Here is an 18,826-nt window from a genome sequence, read left to right on the forward strand (position 1 = left end):
GACAGGCAAGCCGCCCGGCCTAGATGGTTTTCTCGATCAGCGCGCCCTTGAACACGACCGGTCCCTTCGGCCCGCTGCCCGGCGGCACGCCGCCCTTGGCTTCGAGCGTGACGGCCAGCGTGGGCACGGCATGCACGTCGGACTCCGACGCGGCAAGGCGCAGGCCCGGCGCGTTGTCGAGCACGCCCAGCGAGCGCGGCGCGCCGCCAGGCGGCAGGGCCCAGAGCTGCAGCGACTTGTCGTCGCTCTCCTTGAAACCGCCCACGCGCTGCAGTACCAGCTGCTTCTTCTTGGGGTCGAAGGTCACGAGCATCGAGGCCGCGTCCTTGTCGTCGTTCAGCACGGCCACGTACTGCACGGCTGGGGCGTTGTGCAGCTGGTCGCGCAGGTTGAGGCCGACGGTCACGGCCAGCACCGTGGCCAGCGCGCCAGCCGCCGTGGCGCCGCGCCAGAGCGCGAGGCTGCGCAGCCAGCCGCCCTGTCGCGGCTGCCGGGACCTGTCGGCGTCGCGCGCATTGGCGGCGTCGCGCTGGCGTTCGATGGCGATCTTGGCCTGCTCGGCGTCGATCATGTTGCGGATGCGGGTCCACACCGCGGGGTCGGGCACGACGGAGGGCTGCAGCTCGGTCATGCTGGCGAGCCGGCCTTGCCAGACCAGCGCCGCGGCGCGCACCGGCGCCTGCTCGCGGGCCAGGGCCTCGAAGCGGCGGCGGGCGCCTCCGCGCAGGGTGCCGAGGGCATGGCTCGCGGCCAGCAGCTCGAGCAATTCGGGATGTGCGATGAGATTCATGGGAGGACCGCCTTCGTCGTCGTCATCGCGTTCATGCAAAGCGTCCCATGCAGACGCGCAGTTTCTCCAGCCCGCGCCGGATCCATGTCTTGACCGTGCCCAGCGGCAGCTTGAGCTGCTCGGCCAGTTCGCCGTGGCTCATTTCGCGCAGGTAGGCCAGGCTGACCACCTCGCGCTGCCGGCCCTCGAGCTGGCTGAGGCACTGGTGCAGCGCCCAGGCCTGCTCGCTGGCATCGGCGGTATCCGCCGGGTTGGGCGCGTCCGATTCGAGTGTGTCGGCCATCAGCTCGTCGAATTCCTGGGTGAGCTGGGCGCGGTCGGCGGTGCGCCGGCGCAACAGGTCCAGCGCCCGGCTGCGAACGATCAGGCCCAGCCATGCCAGCGGCGGGCTGAGCGAGGAGCGATAGTCGCCCGCGACTCGCCAGACAGTCAGAAAGGCTTCCTGGAGGACGTCCTCGGCCCACTCGCGTTGCCGCACGACGCGCATCGCCAGGCCCATGAGCTTGGGCGAGGTGCGGTCGTAGAGCAGGCGCAGGGCGGCTTCGTCGCGATGGCCGATCCGGTCGATCAGCGCCATCAGTTCGGCGTCGGGGCTGGGTACTGTCATCCAACGATTGTCGGGCATGGGGGCGCATGCCTGATATACGGGCGGTTCCCCGGGTCGGATTCAGACGGAAGGCCGCTGGCCTGTCGGCCGTCTGAACGCAAGCGTTCGAAACTTTTGTGTGCTTGTGTGACCGTATACTGCCCCGAAAAATCGAGGGACCGCATGCGGTCGGGGAAGAGAAATGAAGCAAATCGCGATCGTCGCGGCGCTCTGCGTGGGCGCGTGGTACTTCTTCGTCGGCGGCCGCAAGCTCGACGAGTCGATGGTGCACGACTACTACCGCAAGGAAGCCCATGCCATCTACTCGCGCGACGCAGACCTGCTGTGCAAGCAGCTCAGCCGCAAGGCGCGGATCGAAAGCAGGACGACGGTGATGGGCCACACGGTCGAGCGCTCCCATGACCGCGACGAGGCCTGCAAGGCGACCCGCGAGGCTTTCGAGACCTTCAGGCTGGTCGGCGAAAAGATGGGCGGCATCCTCACCATCGAGTACGACTACGACCTCGGCGACATCCAGGTGGCCTCCGACCGCAGGAGCGCCGTCGTCAAGGGCACCAGCGTGCTGAAGATGGGGGAAACGGTGCTGCAGTACAGGAGCAGCTTCACCCAGCGACTGGAGCGCGAGATGGGCCAGATGCGCCTCGTGCATGCCGAAGAGGCCACCGTGATGCGGATGGGCGGCGCCGGCACCATGACGCAGAGCGACTTCTTCAAATAGGCACAGCCATGATCATCCGAGACGTGTTGCCGCCGCCGCCGCCGTTCTGGCACCGGCTCAACAGCTTCTTCGCCTTTCCGTTCCAGCTGCGGCCGCTGGCCTACGGCCTGCTGCTGTCTTTCTGCAGCCTGCTGTTCGAGGGCGTGTTCTTCCTGCCCGACGCGCTGGCGCTGGTCATCATCGAGATCGGCATCATGCTGGCGGCCAGCCGCTACAGCTTCAAGATCATCGCGCTGGGTGCGCGCGGCATCCGCGATTCGGCCGACTTCGGGCGCGAGTCGAGCGACGAGTGGACCTACCTGCCGTGGAAGCTGTTCGCCATCACGATGGTGCAGGCCTTCCTGATCGGCTGGCTCGGCTGGTACTCGCCCATCCTCGGCACGGTGGGGCTGTTCGTCATGTCCTTCACCTTTCCGGCGGCGGTGATCGTGCTGGTGCAGTCGGGCAGCTTCTTCCAGGCCATGAACCCCGGCCACGTGATGGACACGATGCGCATCATCGGCTGGCCGTATGCGCTGCTGTGCTTCTTCCTGTTCCTGCTGAGTTCGGGTGCGCAGGTGGCGCTGGCGCTGGTGCTGCCGATGTTCGACGGGCGCATCGTGCTGCCGATCGCCAACTTCGCATTCATCTATTTCGGCTGGGTCATGGCGAGCCTGCTGGGCTACGTGATGTTCCAGCACCACGACGCCTTCGGCTTCGATGCCGCGCCGGGCAGCGAGCTGGACGGCGGCGCCCCGGCCGACCGCCGCACGCCGGAGCAGGTCGCCGCGCAGCGCACCGACGCCGAGGTGGCGCAGCTGATCACCGAGGGCGACCTGGCCACCGCGCTGGGCACCGCCTACGAAGCGCAGCGCACGGCGGCGTCGGACGACCTTGCCGCGCAGCGCCGCTACCACCGCGTGCTGGCCATGATGCCGGAGAAGAAGGACACCATGCTCGACCAGGCGCGGCGCTTCATTCCGCTGCTGATGCGTCGCGACATGGCTTCCGAGGCGCTCAAGGTCTTAAAGGTTTGCCGCGAGCGCGAGAAGACCTTTTCGCTCGACGACCCGGCCATGGTGATCGCGATGGCGCGCGCCGAATGGCGCAATGGCGACGCGCACGCCACGCTGGCGCTGCTGTCGGGCTTCGACAAGCGCTTCCGCGGCCACGAGGCGATTCCGCAGGCGTATGAACTGGCGGTCCGCGCGCTGGTGCAGGGGCTGGGCCGCGCCGACATGGCGCAGCCCATCCTCACGACGATGGAGGCGCGCTACCCGAACAGCGAGCAGACGCAGGAAGTGCGCTGGCTGCTGCGGCCCACGCCGGCTGCGCAATAAGAGAGAAAACCAGAGAGGACCAATGAGAAGGAAAGAAGAAAAGACGTCCGCGCACGCCGCGGCGATGCGCCCCGTGGCACTGGGCGCCGCGTTATTGCTCAGCGCCTGCGTGACCACCCAGCCGCCGCTGGCCGCGAAGCTGCCGCAGGAAGCGGCCGTTGCGGCGCCAGCGCTCGGCAGCTATGCGGCAGCCGACGGCTTCGTGCCCGTGGGCAAGACCGAAGTGCGCCTGCGCGGCAAGTCGTACCCCGAGGGCTTCGACCAGCTTCGGGTGGTGCGCCGCGACCACACGGGCGGCGCGGTGGCGGCGCAGGTTGCAATCAGCGTGCTTGCATCGGCCGTGGCAGGAGGCACCGTCGTCGGAGCGCAGGGCTTCTCCAAGGACGACCTGTCGGGCGACCCGGTCACGGAACTGGCGGGGCAGGCATGGGCCGGCAATCCTGGCATGAAGGAGTTGCCGGAAGCGCTCGGCGATATCGCCACCCGTGTCTATGCCGCCCGGGCGTGGAAAGAGCTGCAGCGCGGCCGCAGTGAAACCGGATGGACGCGCGAGGACATGGAGTCCGCGGCCAGGCTGCCGGCCGTGGCCGACGCGCCGGTCAACCCCGGCCCATGGCGCCTGATCTACGAGAACCTGTCGGGTACCGACGAGCTGTACCGCCTGCAATTCCGCGCGGGGCTGGCCCTGGCGAGCCCGCGCTTCGGACTTCCGCCCATGCCGGCCAACTGCTTCTATCAGTCCGAACCGGTGGCCTGGACCGCATGGAAGGCCGACAACTGGCAGCGCCTTCGCGAAGAGCGCGCCAAGGCCGTCGACCAGTGCGTCAGCACGCTCGCGCAGACCCGCGCCGACCTGTGGTGAAGGCGGCCGCCCAGGCCTCCCGTCAACTCTCTTCCCAGCCGCCGCCCAGCGTCTTGTAGATCGTCAGCCGGTTGGTCTGCTCCGTGAGCTGCAGGCCGATCAGCGTCTGCTGCGCGGCGTAGAAGGCACGCTGCGCGTCGAGCACGTCGAGGTAGCTGCTGGCGCCGCTCCTGAACAGCGACTGCGACAGCTCGAAGCTGCGCGAGGTGGCGTCCAGCAGCGAGCGCTGCGCGTCGAGCCGCTCGGCCAGAGTGCGGCGTTCGGCCAATGCGTCGGCCACTTCGCGGAAGGCGGTCTGCACCGTCTTCTCGTAGGTGGCGATCTGGATCTTCTGCTGCGCCTCGGCCACCCGAAGGTTGGCGCGGTTGGCGCCGCCATCGAAGATCGGCACGCTGATCGAGGGCGCGAAGCTCCAGGCCTTGCTGCCGCCCGCGAACAGGCCCGACAGCGTGCTGCTCGCCGTGCCCGCCGACGCGGTGAGCGCGATGCGCGGGAAGAACGCCGCGCGCGCGGCGCCGATGTCGGCATTGCTCGCGCGCAGTGCGTGCTCGGCGGCGCGTACATCCGGGCGCCGTTGCAGCACGCTCGAAGGCAGACCCGGCGGCGGCACCAGCAGCTGCGCGGCGGTGGCCGGTGCCGCGGTGTCCGAAGCGGGCGCCGCGGGCAGCAGGTCGGCCGGCGGCATCGCGCCGACCAGCAGCGCGAGCGCGTTGCGGTCCTGCTCGACCTGGCTGTCGAACGCCGCCGCGTCGGCGCGCGCGGCATCCACCGTGCTGCGCGCCTGCGCCAGCGCCAGGCCCGATTGCGCGCCCAGCCGGTGGCTGCGCTCCACCAGGTCGAAAGACTTGCGCTGGCTCTCCAGCGTGTTGCGCGCGAGCAGCAGGCGCTGCTCGTCGGCCGCCAGTTGCAGCCATGCGGTCGCGACCGACGCGATCAGGCTGATCTGCGTGCTGCGCCGTGTCTCCTCGGTCTGGAAATAGCTCTGCAGCGCCGATTCGCCGAGGTTGCGCACGCGGCCGAACAAATCGATCTCGTAGCTGGTGAGGCCGAGGTCGGCGCTGTACTGCGAGCCGATGCGCGCCTCGCCGCTGGTCGACAGGCTGCCCGGCGTGCGCGAGCGGCTGCCGCTGGCGCCGGCTTCCACGGTGGGGAACAGGCCGGCGCGCGCAATGCCGTACTGCGCCCGCGCGCGCTCGATGTTGAGCGCCGCCACGCGCAGGTCTCGGTTGTTGGCGAGCGCGAGCTCGATGGTGCCGCGCAGCCGGGGCTCGACGAAGAAGCTGCGCCAGCCCACGTCGATCGGCGTCGGCGCCTCGACACCGGAAGAGGGCAGTGCCTGCGGCACCGGCGATGCGGGCGCCGTGTATTCGGGCGCCAGGTTGACGCAGCCCGCGAGCACGGCCGAGGCCATGGCCGACAGGGCCAGCGAGCGCAGGGGGAATGCGCGCTTCGTCATCAGTGGCCTCCCTGTTCAGCCGTGGTGCCGGCAACGGTTTCCTGCGCGGGCCTGGCCTTGCGCCGGCCCTCCAGCCAGCCGCGGATCAGCGCGAAGAACAGCGGCACGAAGAAGATGCCCAGCGCGGTGCCCACCACCATGCCGCCCAGCACCGCGGTGCCGATCGACTGGCGGCCACCCGCGCCCGCGCCGGTGCCGATGGCCAGCGGCAGCACGCCGAAGCCGAAGGCCAGCGAGGTCATGAGGATGGGCCGCAGCCGCAGGCGCACCGCCTGCAGGGTGGCCTCGACCACGCCCTTGCCCTGCTCCTGCAGCTGCTTGGCGAATTCCACGATCAGGATCGCGTTCTTCGACGACAGCCCCACCGTGGTCAGCAGGCCGACCTGGAAGTACACGTCGTTGCTCAGCCCGCGCAGGCTGGTGAACAGCAGCGCCCCCACGATGCCCAGCGGCACCACCAGGATCACCGAGAACGGCACCGACCAGCTTTCGTACAGCGCGGCCAGGCACAGGAACACGAACAGGATCGAGATGGCGTAGAGCAGCGGCGCCTGCGCGCCCGAAAGCCGCTCCTGCAGCGACGCGCCGGTCCACTCGTAGCCGATGCCGGGCGGCATCTGCTTCATCACCGCGTCCACCGCGGCCATGGCGTCGCCCGAGCTCACGCCCGGCGCCGCGTCGCCCACGAACTCGTAGCTCGGGCTGCCGTTGTAGCGCTGCAGCTGCGGCGAGCCGTAGCTCCAGCGCGAGCTGGAGAACGACGGGAACGGCACCATCTGGCCCAGGCTGTTGCGCACGCTCCAGCGGTCGATGTCGGCCGGCAGCATGCGGAAGTCGGTGTCGCCCTGCATGTACACGCGCTTGACGCGGCCCTTGTCGAGGAAGTCGTTGATGTAGGTGCCGCCCATGGCGCTCGACAGCGTGCTGTCGATGTCCGACGTGGCCAGGCTCAGCGCGCCGGCGCGCGCGTCGTCGATGTCCACCGCGAACTCGGGCGTGTCGTCCAGGTTGTTGCTGCGCACGTTGGCGACTTCGGGCCGCTGGCCCAGCAGCTCGATGGCCTGGTCGCGCGCCTTCACCAGCGCCTCGTGGCCCAGGCCGTTGATGTCCTTCAGGTGGAAGTTGAAGCCCGCGTTGGCGCCCAGCCCGCGCACCGCCGGCGGCAGCAGCACGAAGATGCGCGCATCGCGCACCGTCGACAGGTCCTTGTTGGCGCGCCGCGCCAGCTCGGCCGCCGACTGGCCCGCGCCGGTGCGCTCGGACCAGTCCTTGAGCTTGACGAAGGCGCGCGCCGAGCTCTGGTCGCCGTTCTGCCCGGTGATGACGTTCACGCTCAGCACCTCGGCCTGCTTGCCGAAGTACTGCTGCACCTGCTCGACCACCGGCTGCAGCCGCGCATTCGAGGCGCCCGGCGGCAGGGTCACCTGCACCTGCAGGAAGGCCTGGTCTTCGTCGGGCAGGAACGACGTGGGCAGGCGCATGAACAGCAGCGCCATCACGCCCGCGATCAGCAGGTACACCACCAGGCTGCGCTTGCCGCGCCGCACGATGCCGCCGACGATGCCTTCGTAGCGGTCCGCGCTCCTGTCGAAGCCGCGGTTGAAGGCCGCGAAGAAGCGGTCGAGCCGCCCCAGCAGCCCCCGGCGCGGCACCGCATGTTCGCCCTTGTGCACTGGCTTGAGCAGGGTGGCGCACAGCGCCGGCGTGAGCGTGAGCGCCACGAACACCGACAGCGCCATCGCCGAGACGATGGTGATCGAGAACTGCCGGTAGATGACCCCGGTCGAGCCGCCGAAGAAGGCCATCGGAATGAACACCGCCGACAGCACCAGCGCAATGCCCACCAGCGCGGGCGTGATCTCGGCCATCGACTTGCGCGTGGCCTCTTTGGGCGAGAGGCCTTCCTCGTGCATCACGCGCTCGACGTTCTCCACCACCACGATGGCGTCGTCCACCAGCAGGCCGATGGCCAGCACCATGCCGAACATGGTGAGCGTGTTGATCGAATAGCCCGCCAGCGACAGCACGCCGAAGGTGCCCAGCAGCACCACCGGCACCGCGATGGCCGGAATGAGCGTGGCGCGCAGGTTCTGCAGGAACACGTACATCACCAGCACCACCAGCAGCATGGCCTCCAGCAGCGCCTTGACCACCTCGTCGATGGAGGCGCTCACGAAGGGCGTGGTGTCGTAGCTCACGAAGGTCTGCAGCTGGTTGGGGAACAGCGGCTTGAGCTCCTCGATCCTGGCCTTCACCGCCTCGGCCACCTGCACCGCGTTGGCGCCGTCGGCCAGCACCACGCCCAGGCCCGCGCCGGGCCGCCCGCCGAGCTGCGAGCGCACGGTGAGGTTCTCGGCGCCCAGTTCCACGCGCGCCACGTCTTTCAGGCGCACCACGGCGCCGTCGGGCGTGGAGCGCAGCACCACGTTCTCGAACTGCTCGGCGGTCTGCAGCTTGCTGCGCGCGGTGATGGTGGCGTTGAGCTGCTGCCCGGCGGCCGCGGGCAGCGCGCCCAGCTGGCCGGCCGAGACCTGTGCGTTCTGCGCGGTGATGGCCGCGCTCACGTCGGAGGGAATGAGCGCATATTTGCGCAGCTTGTCGGGGTCGAGCCACAGGCGCATGGCGTAGCCGGTGCCCAGCGTCTGCACCTCGCCCACGCCGTCGATGCGGCTGATCACGTCCACCAGGTTGCTGGAGATGTAGTCGCCCACGTCCACCGCCGAGGCGCTGCCGTCGCCGGAGTACATCGACACGATCATCAGGAAGTCGTTGCCGCCCTTGGTGACGGTGACGCCGCGGCTCTGCACCTGCTGCGGCAGGCGCGACATGGCCTGCTGCAGCTTGTTCTGCACCTGCATCTGGGCTACGTCGATGTTGGTGCCGGCGTCGAAGGTGAGCGACAGCCGCGCCACGCCCGACGAGTTGCTGGTCGCCTGCATGTAGAGCAGGTTGTCCAGGCCCTTCATCTGCTGCTCGATGACCTGCGTGACCGAGTCCTCGACCGTCTTGGCCGAGGCGCCGGTGTAGGTGGCGTTGATGGACACGCGCGGCGGCGCGATGTCGGGGTACTGCTCCAGCGGCAGCGTGCGGATGGCCATCAGGCCCGCGAGCATGACGACGATGGAAAGCACCCACGCGAAGATGGGCCGGTCGATGAAAAACTGAGCCATGGCCGGACCTCAGCGCGCCACGGGGTCGGATGCCGCGTCGGCGGCGTCGGCCTGCGCGCTGGCCACGGGGCCGGATGCCGGGCTGGCGGCCTTGGCGCCGAGCTCGACCACCTTCACCTTGTCGCCCACCTTCACCCGCTGCGAGCCCTCGGTCATCACGCGGTCGCCCGCGGCCAGGCCTTCGAGCACCTGCCAGCGCGTGCCGACCGCGCGGCCGACCTGGATGGAGCGTTTGGCGACCTTGTTCTCCGCATCGACCACCAGCGCCGACGCGCTGCCGTCGGGCGCGCGCGTCACCGCCTGCTGGGGCACCAGCAGCGCGGTGGCGTCGGTGCCCTCCTGCAGCACGGCGCGCACGTACATGCCGGGCATCAGCAGCTTGTCGGGGTTGGGCACCACCGCGCGCAGGGTGACGCTGCCGGTGCCGGCATCGACCGTGACGCCGCTGAAGGTGAGGCGGCCGGCATGCGGGTACTTGCTGCCGTCTTCCAGCACCAGCTGGATGCGGGCCTCGGCGTCGCTCGCGCGCTGCAGGCGGCCGCTGGCAAGTTCGCGCTTCAGCCGCAGCAGCTCGCTGCTCGATTGCGTGACGTGCACATGCATCGGGTCGAGCTGCTGCACCGTGGTCAGCACCGCCGTCTGGTTGGCCGTGACCAGCGCGCCGGGCGTGACCGTCGACAGCTCGGCCCAGCCGGTGATCGGCGAGGTGATGCGCGTGTAGCCGAGCTGGATGCGCGCGGTCTGCTCGGCGGCGCGGGCCACGCCGAGGTCGGCCTCGGCCTGCTGCTCGGTGGCCTGGGATTCGTCGAACACCTGGCGGCTGATGGCGTCGATCTTCACCAGCTCGGCATTGCGGCGCGCCACGGTGCGCGCGGTGGCCAGTGCCGACTCGGCCTTGCGCACGCTGGCCTGCGCGCTGGCGTATGCCGCCTGCAGCGGTGCCGGGTCGAGCTGGTAGAGCACCTGGCCGGCCTTGACCTGCGAGCCTTCGGTGAAGAGCCGCTCCTTGAGGATGCCGCCGACCTGCGGCCGGATCTCGGCGATGACCGGCGCGGCGGTGCGGCCGGGCAGCTCGGTGCTCTGCGCCAGCGTCTCGTGCTTCAGGGTGACGGTGCCGACTTCCTTTTCCGGTGCGGCGGCGGCCTTCGCGGTGGCGCTCGCGCCCTTGTCGGTGCGTGAGCAGCCGGCGATCGTTGCGAGCGCGCAGACCGCGGCGATGGTCATGAGCAACGGGAAACGGGAGTTTTTGCAGGCGTGCATGGCGCAGGGGAAGTGACGGAGGTCCCAAATGGAGCGGGCACGCGCTTGCGAGTTCAATGCAACGCGCGGCCGCGAGCGAGCTTTACAGAGCGGCGATGCAAGTGCGGTGCCACCGGCGGGCAGGCGAGGACACACAAGGCCTTTCGGTGCCGAGGGGCTTGTCGCGGCTGTTGCCGATGCGGCGCGCGCCGCCGCTGTCAGGCGAGGCCGAATTCCTTGCGGCGGTCGAACACGAAGACCCGGTCCCGGCCCCAGCCCGCCGACCAGCCGCCGCGCCACAGCCGGTAGTCGGCCTCGGTGGCGTCCGGCGCGCCGGGTGGCGCGCACAGCGGCCAGAGCACCCAGTGCAGGATCGGGTACGAAGTCTCCAGCCGATAGAGCGGCTCGACCAGGAAGTGGTAGGCGTCCTGCCCGGCTTCGCCCGTCTCGCGAAGGGCCATCTCGCCGAGCGCGTCGTGCAGTTCGATGAAGGGGCTGTCGGCCTCCGAGAAGGCCTTGAGCAGCGTCGTCGCGCTGGTGTCGAGCACTTCGATTGGGCCGTCCGCGTCGGGCACATCGAGGCCCATCGGCTCGACCAGCGCCAGGCCGTCGCGCAGCAGTTGCACGGCCTCGTCGGGGCCGATGGCGCGCGCCGGCGTCGACTGGTATTGCTGCAGCCGCGCGAGCATTTCCTCATGGCGCGGAAAGACCGAGAAGGCCCGGCGGCGCGCCTCGGCGTCGAGGCTGGCGAACTCGAATTGCAGCCGGAGATCTTCGTCGACGTTCTCGGGCGGTTCTTTGTCATCGGGGCCCAGTGCGGCGTCGAATACGTCGTGCCAGTGGCGCTGCCAGGCCTTGTGATGGGTCGGTTGGGGCATCGTCGGTTTTCCGTTTTCGTCTGTCGTGTTCAGGCGCGCTGCAGGGCGCGCGTCACCATGTCGTTGGGCGCCAGGCGCAGCAGGTCGGGCAGCAGGCTCACGGCACGGTCGCGTTCGCCCGCGTGCAGCAGGCCGTTGGCGCAGGCCGAGAGCGTGTCGGGCAGCTCGGCGTGGTCGGGCGCCGTCTTCAGCAGGATGCGGCAGAGCTTGTCGGCGTCTCCGAACTCGCGAATGCGCGCGAAGCGGCGCGCGAGCCGCGCCATGTCGTCGGGCTTGAGGCGCGCGCCGGGCCTGGCCTGGTCGAGGTAGGTCTTGTAGCTGGCGTGCTGCAGCGCGAGCGTGGCCGGGTCGGTGGCGGGCAGGCGGAAGATGCGGCGCGCGGCATGGTGGAAGTCGTCGCTCGCGGGCTGCAGCCGCGCCGTGTTGAACCAGGCGCGCAGCGTGCCGGCGTCGCCGGGGCGCAGGGCGGCGGCGGCGCGCCACTCGGCGCAGGCGCGGTCGAACTTCATCGCGGCGCCGTATTTCTGCGCGGCGGCCACGTGTTCGTCGAAGCGGTCGGGCTGGGGGGCGGAGGCCGCTTCGGGGGCCTGCACGCGGCGCATCAGCAGCGCGCCGGCCATCAGCGCGGCGCCTGTCAGCAGGCCGCCCAGGTGGGCCATGTACGCGATGCCCTGGCCGCCCAGCCAGTGCTGCATCAGCTCGTTGGCGATCCATGCCGGCAGCAGCAGCAGGGCCGGTGCGGTGACGTAGTTGAAATAGAAGAACAGCTGGTAGAAGAAGCGGATGCGCCTCAGGCGGTACATCACCGCGTACATGCCCATCAGCGCGGAGATGGCGCCCGAGGCGCCGAGCCCGTAGCCCTCCTTGCCGGCATAGGCCCAGCCGGCCAGCAGCGATGCGCCGACGGCGCCCAGCAGATAGAACGTCAGGTAGGTACCGCGGCCCAGTGCCAGTTCGACCGAGAAGCCGAACAGGAAGAGGAACAGCATGTTGCCCAGCAGGTGGCCGGTGCTGCCGTGGAGGAAGGCGGCGGTGATCCAGGTCCAGGGCTTGAACTCGGCATCCTTGCTGTAGTCCTGCGACCAGCGCGCGGTGAAGGGCGCGGGCAGCATCGCCTCGTACTGCTGGCGGTCGCGCTTCCATTCGTCGTACCGCGGGTTCGCGGGCTTGACGACCTCGTCGGCTCGCAGTTTCGCCAGGAACTTCCTGTCGTTCTGCAGGCCTTCCAGCAGCTGCGCATAGGCCTCTTCATGCGGCAGCATGCGCCGGGCCAGCTTGCCGCGCTTCGGGTCCGTCTTTTCCAGCCATTCGACGAAGGGCGGCAGCTCCAGCGCGGGCAGCACGCTCTTGACGTAGTAGTCGGCGGCGCGCTCCCGCGCGTTCTCCTCGCTGCGCTGCGGCCCCCAGAACACGATCATGTTCAGGAGGATCAGCAGCACCGTCATCCACGGTGGGTTGCGCCAGCTCGGTCTGTTCTCGAGCGGGATGGCGTAGAACACGGCGCCGCTTCGGTCGCGATCAGCAGGTCAACCGAGACGGGCGCGATGGCGGGCGACCTGCGCCTTCACCTGAGCCGGGGCGGTGCCGCCCAGGATGTTGCGCGCGTTCAGCGAGCCGCGCAGGCTCAGCACGTCGTACACGTCCTTCTCGATGCTCGGGTTGAACTGCTGCAGCACGGCCAGCGGCAGTTCGGCCAGGTCGACCTTGTGCGAGGTGGCGGCCTTCACGGCGTGGGCCACGGTCTCGTGCGCGTCGCGGAAGGGCAGGCCCTTCTTCACCAGGTAGTCGGCCAGGTCGGTGGCGGTGGCGTAGCCGCGCAGCGTGGCGGCTTCCATGGCCTCGGGCTTCACGGTGATGCCGCCGATCATCTCGGCAAAGATGCGCAGGGTGTCCTTGAGCGTGTCGACGGTGTCGAACAGCGGCTCCTTGTCTTCCTGGTTGTCCTTGTTGTAGGCCAGCGGCTGGCCCTTCATGAGCGTGATGAGCGCCATCAGGTGGCCGACCACGCGGCCGGTCTTGCCGCGCGCCAGCTCGGGCACGTCGGGGTTCTTCTTCTGCGGCATGATCGACGAGCCCGTGGTGAAGCGGTCGGCGATCTGGATGAAGCCGAAGTTCTGGCTCATCCACAGGATGAGTTCCTCGCTCATGCGGCTCACGTGCACCATGCACAGGCTGGCCGCGGCGGTGAATTCGATGGCGAAGTCGCGGTCGCTCACGGCGTCCAGGCTGTTCTGGCACACGCCGTCCATGCCCAGCGTCCTGGCGACCAGTTCGCGGTCGAGCGGGTAGCTGGTGCCGGCGAGCGCGGCGGCGCCCAGCGGCAGGCGGTTCACGCGCCTGCGCACTTCGCCCATGCGCTCGGCGTCGCGGCTGAACATTTCCACGTAGGCCAGCATGTGGTGGCCGAAGCTCACCGGCTGCGCCACCTGAAGGTGGGTGAAGCCCGGCAGGATCACGTCGACGTTCTTCTCGGCGATGTCCACCAGCGCCTTCTGCAGGTCGACCAGCAGGTCGCCGATGAGGTCGATCTCGCCGCGCAGCCACAGGCGCACGTCGGTGGCGACCTGGTCGTTGCGGCTGCGGCCGGTGTGCAGGCGCTTGCCGGCGTCGCCCACCAGCTGGGTCAGGCGGGCCTCGATGTTCAGGTGCACGTCTTCGAGGTCGAGCTTCCATTCGAAGGCGCCGGATTCGATTTCGGCGCGAATCTGCGCCATCCCGCGTTCGATCGCGGCGTGGTCCTGCACGCCGATGATCCCCTGCGCGGCCAGCATGCCGGCATGGGCCAGGGAGCCCTGGATATCGGCCTGCCACAGGCGCTTGTCGAAGAAGACGCTGGAGGTGTAGCGCTTGACGAGGTCGCTCATCGGTTCTGAGAACAGTGCCGACCAGGCTTCGGATTTCTTGTCGAGTTGGTTTTGGGTCATGGGAGCCGTCCAGGAGGCAATAATGGGTTGGTCACCCGATGTAACTGATGTCCGCGATGCGCAACCCGGCGATTTTATCGGCCAGCTCTTCCACCACGTCCCCGCCATCGCCGGAGAGGGCGCGCAATGCCTTGCGCGGGGTGCCTTCGCTGTTCGACGCCTGCCGCATCGGAGTGGTGCTGCGCACGGTGGTGTTCGTGGAGGCGGTGGTGGCCATCGCCACGCTGTTCGTGGTTTCCTCGCCGGCCGAGTGGCTGGTGCAGGCGGCCACCGTTACCGGGGGCGCCTTGCCTGCGACGCTGCTGTGGCTGGTGGCGGCCTGCGGGCTGAAGAAGCCGCTGCGCCGGCTGCCGCGCCACTGGCAGTACGCGGCGGGCGGGGCGCTCGGTGCCGTCGCGGCGCTCTACGGCTGCGGGCTGCTGCGGCTCACCGGGGTGCTGTCGAACGCGCCCTGGCTGGCCAGCGCGCTCACGGGCGCGCTGTTCGCGGGGCTGGTGATGGCCGCGATGGTGCTGCGCGCGCAGGGGCAGACGCCCGCCGCCACCACGGCCCGGCTCGAGGAGCTGCAGTCGCGCATCCGCCCGCACTTTCTGTTCAACACCCTCAACAGCGCCATCGCGCTGGTGCGCGAGGAGCCTGCCAAGGCCGAGACCATGCTGGAAGACCTGGCCGAGCTGTTCCGCCAGGCGCTGGCCGACCCGCGCGAATCGTGCACGCTGGCCGACGAGATCGCGCTGGCCGAGCGCTACCTGGCCATCGAGCAGGTGCGCTTCGGCGACCGGCTGCGCATCCGCTGGGACCTGGACGCCGCTGCCAGCAAGGCGCGGCTGCCGCCGCTGCTGCTGCAGCCGCTGGTCGAGAACGCCATCAAGCACGGCGTGGAACCCAGCCCCGAGGGCGCCAGGCTGCGCATCCGCACCGAGCGGCGCGGCTCCATGGTGGTGATCGAGGTGGTCAACAGCCTGCCGCCGCTGCGCTGGGCCGACGAGCCGCTGCCGCGCGGTCACGGCATTGCCCTGGCCAATGTGAGAGACCGCCTGCGCCTGCTGCACGACATGCAGATGCAGTTCAGCGCAGGCATGGACCAGAAAAACTACCGGGTGCGCATCGCCATTCCCGCAGAGACTGCTGAATCATGAACACGAGCACACTGAAGACACTCATCGTCGACGACGAAGCCCTGGCCCGTTCGCGCCTGCGCACCTTGCTGCGCGACTGCAGCTCGCCCGGCGCCGAGGTGGTGGCCGAAGCCGCGCAGGGCGCCGAGGCGCAGCAGCAGCTGGCCACGATGGCGCTCGACCTGGTGCTGCTCGACGTGCACATGCCCGGCATCGACGGCATCGAGGTGGCGCGCGCGCTGCGCAGCCGGGCCGACGCGCCGGCGGTGGTTTTCGTGACGGCGCATGCGGCCCACGCGGTGACGGCCTTCGACCTCGACGCGGTCGACTACCTCACCAAGCCCGTGCGCGCCGAGCGCCTGCAGCAGGCGCTGCAGAAGGCCGAGCGCTTCCTGAAGGAGCGCCGCGCGCTGCAGGCCGAAGCCGCGCCGGAAACCGTGCTGATCCAGGACCGGGGCCGCGCCGAGCGCGTGCCGCTGTCCGAAGTGCTCTACCTCAAGTCCGAATACAAGTACCTCACCGTGCGCACCGCCACGCGCAGCCACATCCTGGACGGCTCGCTCAACGAGTTCGAGGAGCGCTATCCGCACCGCTTCCTGCGCGTTCACCGCAATGCGCTGGTGGCGCGCGCGGCCATTCGCGCGCTCGAGAAATACGACGACGGCGAAGACGCCGAGGGCTGGGCGCTGAGGCTCGACGCCGTTCCCGAGCCCGTCGCGGTGTCGCGGCGCCAGCTGGCGGCCGTGCGCGAAGTGATCAAGGAAGCGCGATGACCGGCGAGCGCGACGCATCCGCGGGCGAAACCCCGAGGCCCGCGCCGGAGCCTCCGGCCGCCGAGCCGGCGATGGCCGCGGCTGCGGTGCCCGCGCCGGAAGCCGCGCCGTCCCCCGAAGCGCCGGCCTCCTCGCCCGCGCGCAAGCGAGAGCGCGAGCGCCTGATGCTGCACATGCCCGTCGACGTGCGCAGCGCCTCGCTGGTGGTGCTCGCGGTGCTGGCCAGCGTGTTCGCGCTGCAGTGGGGGCAGGCCGTGTTCATTCCGCTGATGCTGAGCCTGCTGCTGACCTACGCGCTGTCGCCGCTGGTCGACCTGCTGCATCGCTGGAAGCTGCCGCGCTGGGTCGGCGCGGCGCTGATCCTCATGGGCTTGTTCGGCGGGCTCGGCTGGACCGGCTATTCGCTGTCGGGCAGCGCTTCGCAGCTGCTCGATTCGCTGCCGGTCGCCGCGCAGAAGCTGGGCCAGGCCATGCGCCGCGACAAGAACGCCAGCGCCACGCCGCTGGAGAGCGTGCAGGCCGCCGCCGCGCAGCTCGAGAAGGCCGCCGAGGAAAACTCGGCCAAGGTCGCCTCGCGCCGGGGCGTGGCGCGCGTCATCATCGAGCGGCCCGGCTTCAACGTGCGCGACTACCTGCTCAGCGGCACCGTCGGCCTGCTGAGCGCGATGGGGCAGCTCACGCTGGTGGCCTTCCTCACCTACTTCGCGCTGTGTTCAGGCGACACCTTCCGCCGCAAGCTCATCAAGATCACCGGTTCCAGCCTGCAGAAGAAGAAGGTCACCGTCCATGTGCTGGACGACATCACCCGCAACATCGAGCGCTACCTGCTGGTGCAGATCCTGGTGAGCGTGGTGGTGGGCGTGGCCACCGGCCTGGCGTTCTGGGTCATCGGGGTGGAGAACGCGGCCGTCTGGGGAATCATCGCGGGCGTGACCAACCTCATTCCGTACATCGGCTCGGTGATCGTGCTGGTGGCGGCGGGGCTGGTGGCCTTCCTGCAGTTCAACAGCCTGCAGATGGGCATCGTGGTGGCCGGCGTGTCGCTGGGCATCCACACGATCATCGGCAACCTGCTGATGCCCTGGCTCACCAGCCGCACCAGCCGCATGAACCCGGTGGCGGTCTTCGTGGGCGTCATCTTCTGGGGCTGGCTCTGGGGCATCTGGGGCCTGTTGCTGGGCATACCGATCACCATGGTGATCAAGGCGATCTGCGACCGGGTGGAAGATTTGCAGCCGATCGGGGAGCTGCTGGGGGAATAGGCCGGGGCGGCCCTGCGCCCGGCGCACCGTTCCCGCGAGGTGGGCGAGGGCGGCGCGCGACGCCCAGCCGGTGCGGCGCCACCACGTCGGCCAGCGCGGTCGAGTAGACCGACGAATCGGCGATGGCGCAGAGTACATGCAAAGGCTCGCGAGCATCGCGGCCATCATCACCCGCGCGCGGGCGCGGCGGTCTCTTTGGCCATGCGCCAGGCTCAGCTCAGCGCGCGCTGCATCAGCACGGTGTCCACCCACTGGCCGAACTTGAAGCCCACCTCGCGCAGCACACCCACTTGCTCGAAACCCAGGCTGCCGTGCAGCCGCTGCGAGCCCAAGTTGGCGCTGTTGCCCACGCACGCGACCATCTGCGTGAAGCCGCCGGCGGTGCAGCGCTCGATCACGGCGCGCAGCAGGGCGGTGCCGATGCCGTGGCCGTGCATGCCCTGCGCCACGTACACCGAGTCTTCCACCGTGTGCCGGTAGGCCGAGCGCGCGCGGTAGGCGGTGGCGTAGGCGTAGCCGACGACCTCGCCGCCTTTCAGCGCGACGAGGTAGGGCAGGCCGCGCGCGGCCACTTCGGCGCGGCGCGCTTGCATCTGCTCGACGGTGGGCACTTCTTCCTCGAAGGAGCACAGGTCGTGCAGCACGTAGTGGCTGTAGATGGCCTGCACGGCGGCCATGTGATGGGGCTCGGCGTCGATGACCGCGACGGCGGTGGATGCGATGGATGGCGATGACATGGGCTCGATCTTGACGACCGATCATCGATAAGTGAAGCTTGGGTGAGCTATACGGGGCATAGGGAATACTTTGGAAAAGACGCTCAACCTCGACCAGCTCCGCTCCTTCGTGCTGGTCATCGAAACGGGGAGCTTCTCTGCCGCCGCCGACCGGCTCGGCATCTCGCAGCCGGCCGTGAGCCTGCAGGTGCGCCAGCTCGAACGCCGGCTGTCGGTGCGCCTGATCGAGCGCGTCGGCAAGCGCGCCAAGGCCACGCCGGCGGGCATGGAGCTGCTGCGCCACGCGCAGCACATCGGGAGCGCGGTGGAGAACGCGGTCGATGCACTGGCAGACCATGCGAGCGGCGTCACGGGCCGTGTGCGGCTGGGCACGGGCGCGACGGCCTGCCTGCATTTCCTGCCGGCGGTGCTGCGCACGCTGCGCGAGCAGTTCCCGGCGCTCAGCGTGGTGGTGAGCACGGGCAACACCGAAGACCAGGCGCGCAAGGTCGAGGAGAACAGCCTCGACCTCGCGCTGGTCACGCTGCCCGCCGCGGGCCGTGCACTGGCCGCCATGCCGGTGCTGGAGGACGAGTTCGTCGCCATCGGCCGCGCGGATGTCGCGCCGCTGAAGGCGCGCGTGGCGCCGGCCGACCTGGGTGCGTTGCCCCTCGTGCTGTTCGAGCCCGCGGCCAACACGCGCAAGCTGGTCGACCGCTGGTTCGCCGCCGATGGCCTGCAGCCGCAACCCGTGATGGAACTGGGCAGCGTCGAGGCGATGAAGGAAATGGTGGCGGCGGGGCTCGGCTATGCCATCGTGCCGGGCATGTCGATGGCGGGGCGCGGCGCCCATCCCGAGCTGAAGACCAGCCGGCTGAACCCCCGCATGCACCGCACGCTGGCCGTCGTGCTGCGGCGGGACAAGCCCGTGAGCAAGGCCTTGCGCGTGGTGCTCGATGCCATCGTGGCGGGCGGCAAGCCCGGCCGCCGCTAG

17 protein-coding genes are annotated in these 18,826 nt (G+C 69.6%); 7 read left to right on the top strand and 10 right to left on the bottom strand.

The window, feature by feature from the left end; translation table 11 throughout:
- Positions 1-19 precede the first annotated feature (19 nt).
- On the bottom strand, positions 20-790 hold the full coding sequence (locus AC1RVW_RS02170; protein ID WP_285412160.1) for an anti-sigma factor: 771 nt from the start codon (positions 788-790) through the stop codon (positions 20-22).
- Positions 791-821: 31 nt separating this feature from the next.
- Positions 822-1,415, bottom strand: a complete 594-nt coding sequence (locus AC1RVW_RS02175) for an RNA polymerase sigma factor (RefSeq protein ID WP_081265833.1) — start codon at positions 1,413-1,415, stop codon at positions 822-824.
- A 163-nt stretch (positions 1,416-1,578) separates the two neighbouring features.
- Here AC1RVW_RS02175 and AC1RVW_RS02180 point away from each other — a divergent pair, with 163 nt between their 5' ends.
- Genes AC1RVW_RS02180 through AC1RVW_RS02190 form a run of 3 tightly spaced genes read left to right on the top strand, consistent with a single transcriptional unit; the run spans position 1,579 to position 4,296 of the window.
- The gene (locus AC1RVW_RS02180; RefSeq protein ID WP_081265834.1) at positions 1,579-2,115 is read left to right on the top strand and encodes a hypothetical protein; all 537 of its coding nucleotides are present in this window, start codon (positions 1,579-1,581) and stop codon (positions 2,113-2,115) included.
- Between the two features lie 8 nt (positions 2,116-2,123).
- Positions 2,124-3,434 (top strand): hypothetical protein, encoded by a 1,311-nt coding sequence (locus tag AC1RVW_RS02185; protein ID WP_493197761.1) that lies wholly within the window; start codon positions 2,124-2,126, stop codon positions 3,432-3,434.
- A 22-nt stretch (positions 3,435-3,456) separates the two neighbouring features.
- Entirely contained in the window at positions 3,457-4,296 is an 840-nt protein-coding gene (locus tag AC1RVW_RS02190; protein WP_493197763.1) for a hypothetical protein, read from the top strand.
- Positions 4,297-4,318: 22 nt separating this feature from the next.
- Here the strand turns inward: AC1RVW_RS02190 and AC1RVW_RS02195 are convergent, their stop codons facing one another.
- The 7 genes from AC1RVW_RS02195 to AC1RVW_RS02225 form a co-directional block, all read right to left on the bottom strand.
- Positions 4,319-5,752 (bottom strand): efflux transporter outer membrane subunit, encoded by a 1,434-nt coding sequence (locus tag AC1RVW_RS02195; RefSeq protein ID WP_493197764.1) that lies wholly within the window; start codon positions 5,750-5,752, stop codon positions 4,319-4,321.
- A complete protein-coding gene (locus tag AC1RVW_RS02200) occupies positions 5,752-8,922 on the bottom strand; it encodes an efflux RND transporter permease subunit (protein ID WP_493197766.1) in 3,171 nt (1,056 codons plus the stop codon). Before AC1RVW_RS02200 ends, AC1RVW_RS02195 begins: the two co-directional genes overlap by 1 nt.
- Before the next feature lie 9 nt (positions 8,923-8,931).
- Positions 8,932-10,182, bottom strand: coding sequence for an efflux RND transporter periplasmic adaptor subunit (locus AC1RVW_RS02205; RefSeq protein WP_081265839.1), 1,251 nt, complete (start codon positions 10,180-10,182; stop codon positions 8,932-8,934).
- A 197-nt stretch (positions 10,183-10,379) separates the two neighbouring features.
- Complete coding sequence (locus tag AC1RVW_RS02210) at positions 10,380-11,039, bottom strand: hypothetical protein (protein WP_493197768.1); 660 nt, start codon at positions 11,037-11,039, stop codon at positions 10,380-10,382.
- 29 nt (positions 11,040-11,068) lie between these two features.
- Positions 11,069-12,538, bottom strand: a complete 1,470-nt coding sequence (locus AC1RVW_RS02215) for a rhomboid family intramembrane serine protease (RefSeq protein ID WP_493197770.1) — start codon at positions 12,536-12,538, stop codon at positions 11,069-11,071.
- Between the two features lie 27 nt (positions 12,539-12,565).
- Positions 12,566-13,963, bottom strand: a complete 1,398-nt coding sequence (gene argH, locus AC1RVW_RS02220; RefSeq protein WP_081265842.1) for an argininosuccinate lyase — start codon at positions 13,961-13,963, stop codon at positions 12,566-12,568.
- Positions 13,964-13,994: 31 nt separating this feature from the next.
- Positions 13,995-14,150: a hypothetical protein gene (locus AC1RVW_RS02225; RefSeq protein ID WP_234383002.1), complete on the bottom strand. Its 156-nt coding sequence runs from the start codon at positions 14,148-14,150 to the stop codon at positions 13,995-13,997.
- Here AC1RVW_RS02225 and AC1RVW_RS02230 point away from each other — a divergent pair.
- From AC1RVW_RS02230 to AC1RVW_RS02240, 3 genes are read left to right on the top strand one after another with little or no spacing between them, the layout of a single operon-like run.
- A complete protein-coding gene (locus AC1RVW_RS02230; protein ID WP_253819708.1) occupies positions 14,095-15,102 on the top strand; it encodes a sensor histidine kinase in 1,008 nt (335 codons plus the stop codon). The genes AC1RVW_RS02225 and AC1RVW_RS02230 overlap by 56 nt on opposite strands.
- Complete coding sequence (locus AC1RVW_RS02235; protein ID WP_081265843.1) at positions 15,099-15,854, top strand: LytR/AlgR family response regulator transcription factor; 756 nt, start codon at positions 15,099-15,101, stop codon at positions 15,852-15,854. The genes AC1RVW_RS02230 and AC1RVW_RS02235 overlap by 4 nt, the downstream gene beginning before the upstream one ends.
- The gene (locus AC1RVW_RS02240; RefSeq protein ID WP_493197771.1) at positions 15,851-17,116 is read left to right on the top strand and encodes an AI-2E family transporter; all 1,266 of its coding nucleotides are present in this window, start codon (positions 15,851-15,853) and stop codon (positions 17,114-17,116) included. Before AC1RVW_RS02235 ends, AC1RVW_RS02240 begins: the two co-directional genes overlap by 4 nt.
- 212 nt (positions 17,117-17,328) lie before the next feature.
- Here the strand turns inward: AC1RVW_RS02240 and AC1RVW_RS02245 are convergent, their stop codons facing one another.
- On the bottom strand, positions 17,329-17,853 hold the full coding sequence (locus AC1RVW_RS02245; RefSeq protein ID WP_493197773.1) for a GNAT family N-acetyltransferase: 525 nt from the start codon (positions 17,851-17,853) through the stop codon (positions 17,329-17,331).
- Between the two features lie 49 nt (positions 17,854-17,902).
- On the opposite strand from AC1RVW_RS02245, the gene AC1RVW_RS02250 reads away from it, so the two are divergent.
- Positions 17,903-18,826: a LysR family transcriptional regulator gene (locus AC1RVW_RS02250; RefSeq protein WP_493197942.1), complete on the top strand. Its 924-nt coding sequence runs from the start codon at positions 17,903-17,905 to the stop codon at positions 18,824-18,826.

The organism is Variovorax sp. MPBD4-3, assembly GCF_058809745.1.

Excerpts from the sequence above, each read along its gene's own strand:
- AC1RVW_RS02170 (WP_285412160.1), bottom strand. The coding sequence starts at position 790 with ATGAATCTCATCGCACATCCCGAATTGCTCGAGCTGCTGGCCGCGAGC.
- AC1RVW_RS02175 (WP_081265833.1), bottom strand. The coding sequence starts at position 1,415 with ATGCCCGACAATCGTTGGATGACAGTACCCAGCCCCGACGCCGAACTG.
- AC1RVW_RS02180 (WP_081265834.1), top strand. The coding sequence starts at position 1,579 with ATGAAGCAAATCGCGATCGTCGCGGCGCTCTGCGTGGGCGCGTGGTAC.
- AC1RVW_RS02185 (WP_493197761.1), top strand. The coding sequence starts at position 2,124 with ATGATCATCCGAGACGTGTTGCCGCCGCCGCCGCCGTTCTGGCACCGG.
- AC1RVW_RS02190 (WP_493197763.1), top strand. The coding sequence starts at position 3,457 with ATGAGAAGGAAAGAAGAAAAGACGTCCGCGCACGCCGCGGCGATGCGC.
- AC1RVW_RS02195 (WP_493197764.1), bottom strand. The coding sequence starts at position 5,752 with ATGACGAAGCGCGCATTCCCCCTGCGCTCGCTGGCCCTGTCGGCCATG.
- AC1RVW_RS02200 (WP_493197766.1), bottom strand. The coding sequence starts at position 8,922 with ATGGCTCAGTTTTTCATCGACCGGCCCATCTTCGCGTGGGTGCTTTCC.
- AC1RVW_RS02205 (WP_081265839.1), bottom strand. The coding sequence starts at position 10,182 with ATGCACGCCTGCAAAAACTCCCGTTTCCCGTTGCTCATGACCATCGCC.
- AC1RVW_RS02210 (WP_493197768.1), bottom strand. The coding sequence starts at position 11,039 with ATGCCCCAACCGACCCATCACAAGGCCTGGCAGCGCCACTGGCACGAC.
- argH (WP_081265842.1), bottom strand. The coding sequence starts at position 13,963 with ATGACCCAAAACCAACTCGACAAGAAATCCGAAGCCTGGTCGGCACTG.
- AC1RVW_RS02235 (WP_081265843.1), top strand. The coding sequence starts at position 15,099 with ATGAACACGAGCACACTGAAGACACTCATCGTCGACGACGAAGCCCTG.
- AC1RVW_RS02240 (WP_493197771.1), top strand. The coding sequence starts at position 15,851 with ATGACCGGCGAGCGCGACGCATCCGCGGGCGAAACCCCGAGGCCCGCG.
- AC1RVW_RS02245 (WP_493197773.1), bottom strand. The coding sequence starts at position 17,853 with ATGTCATCGCCATCCATCGCATCCACCGCCGTCGCGGTCATCGACGCC.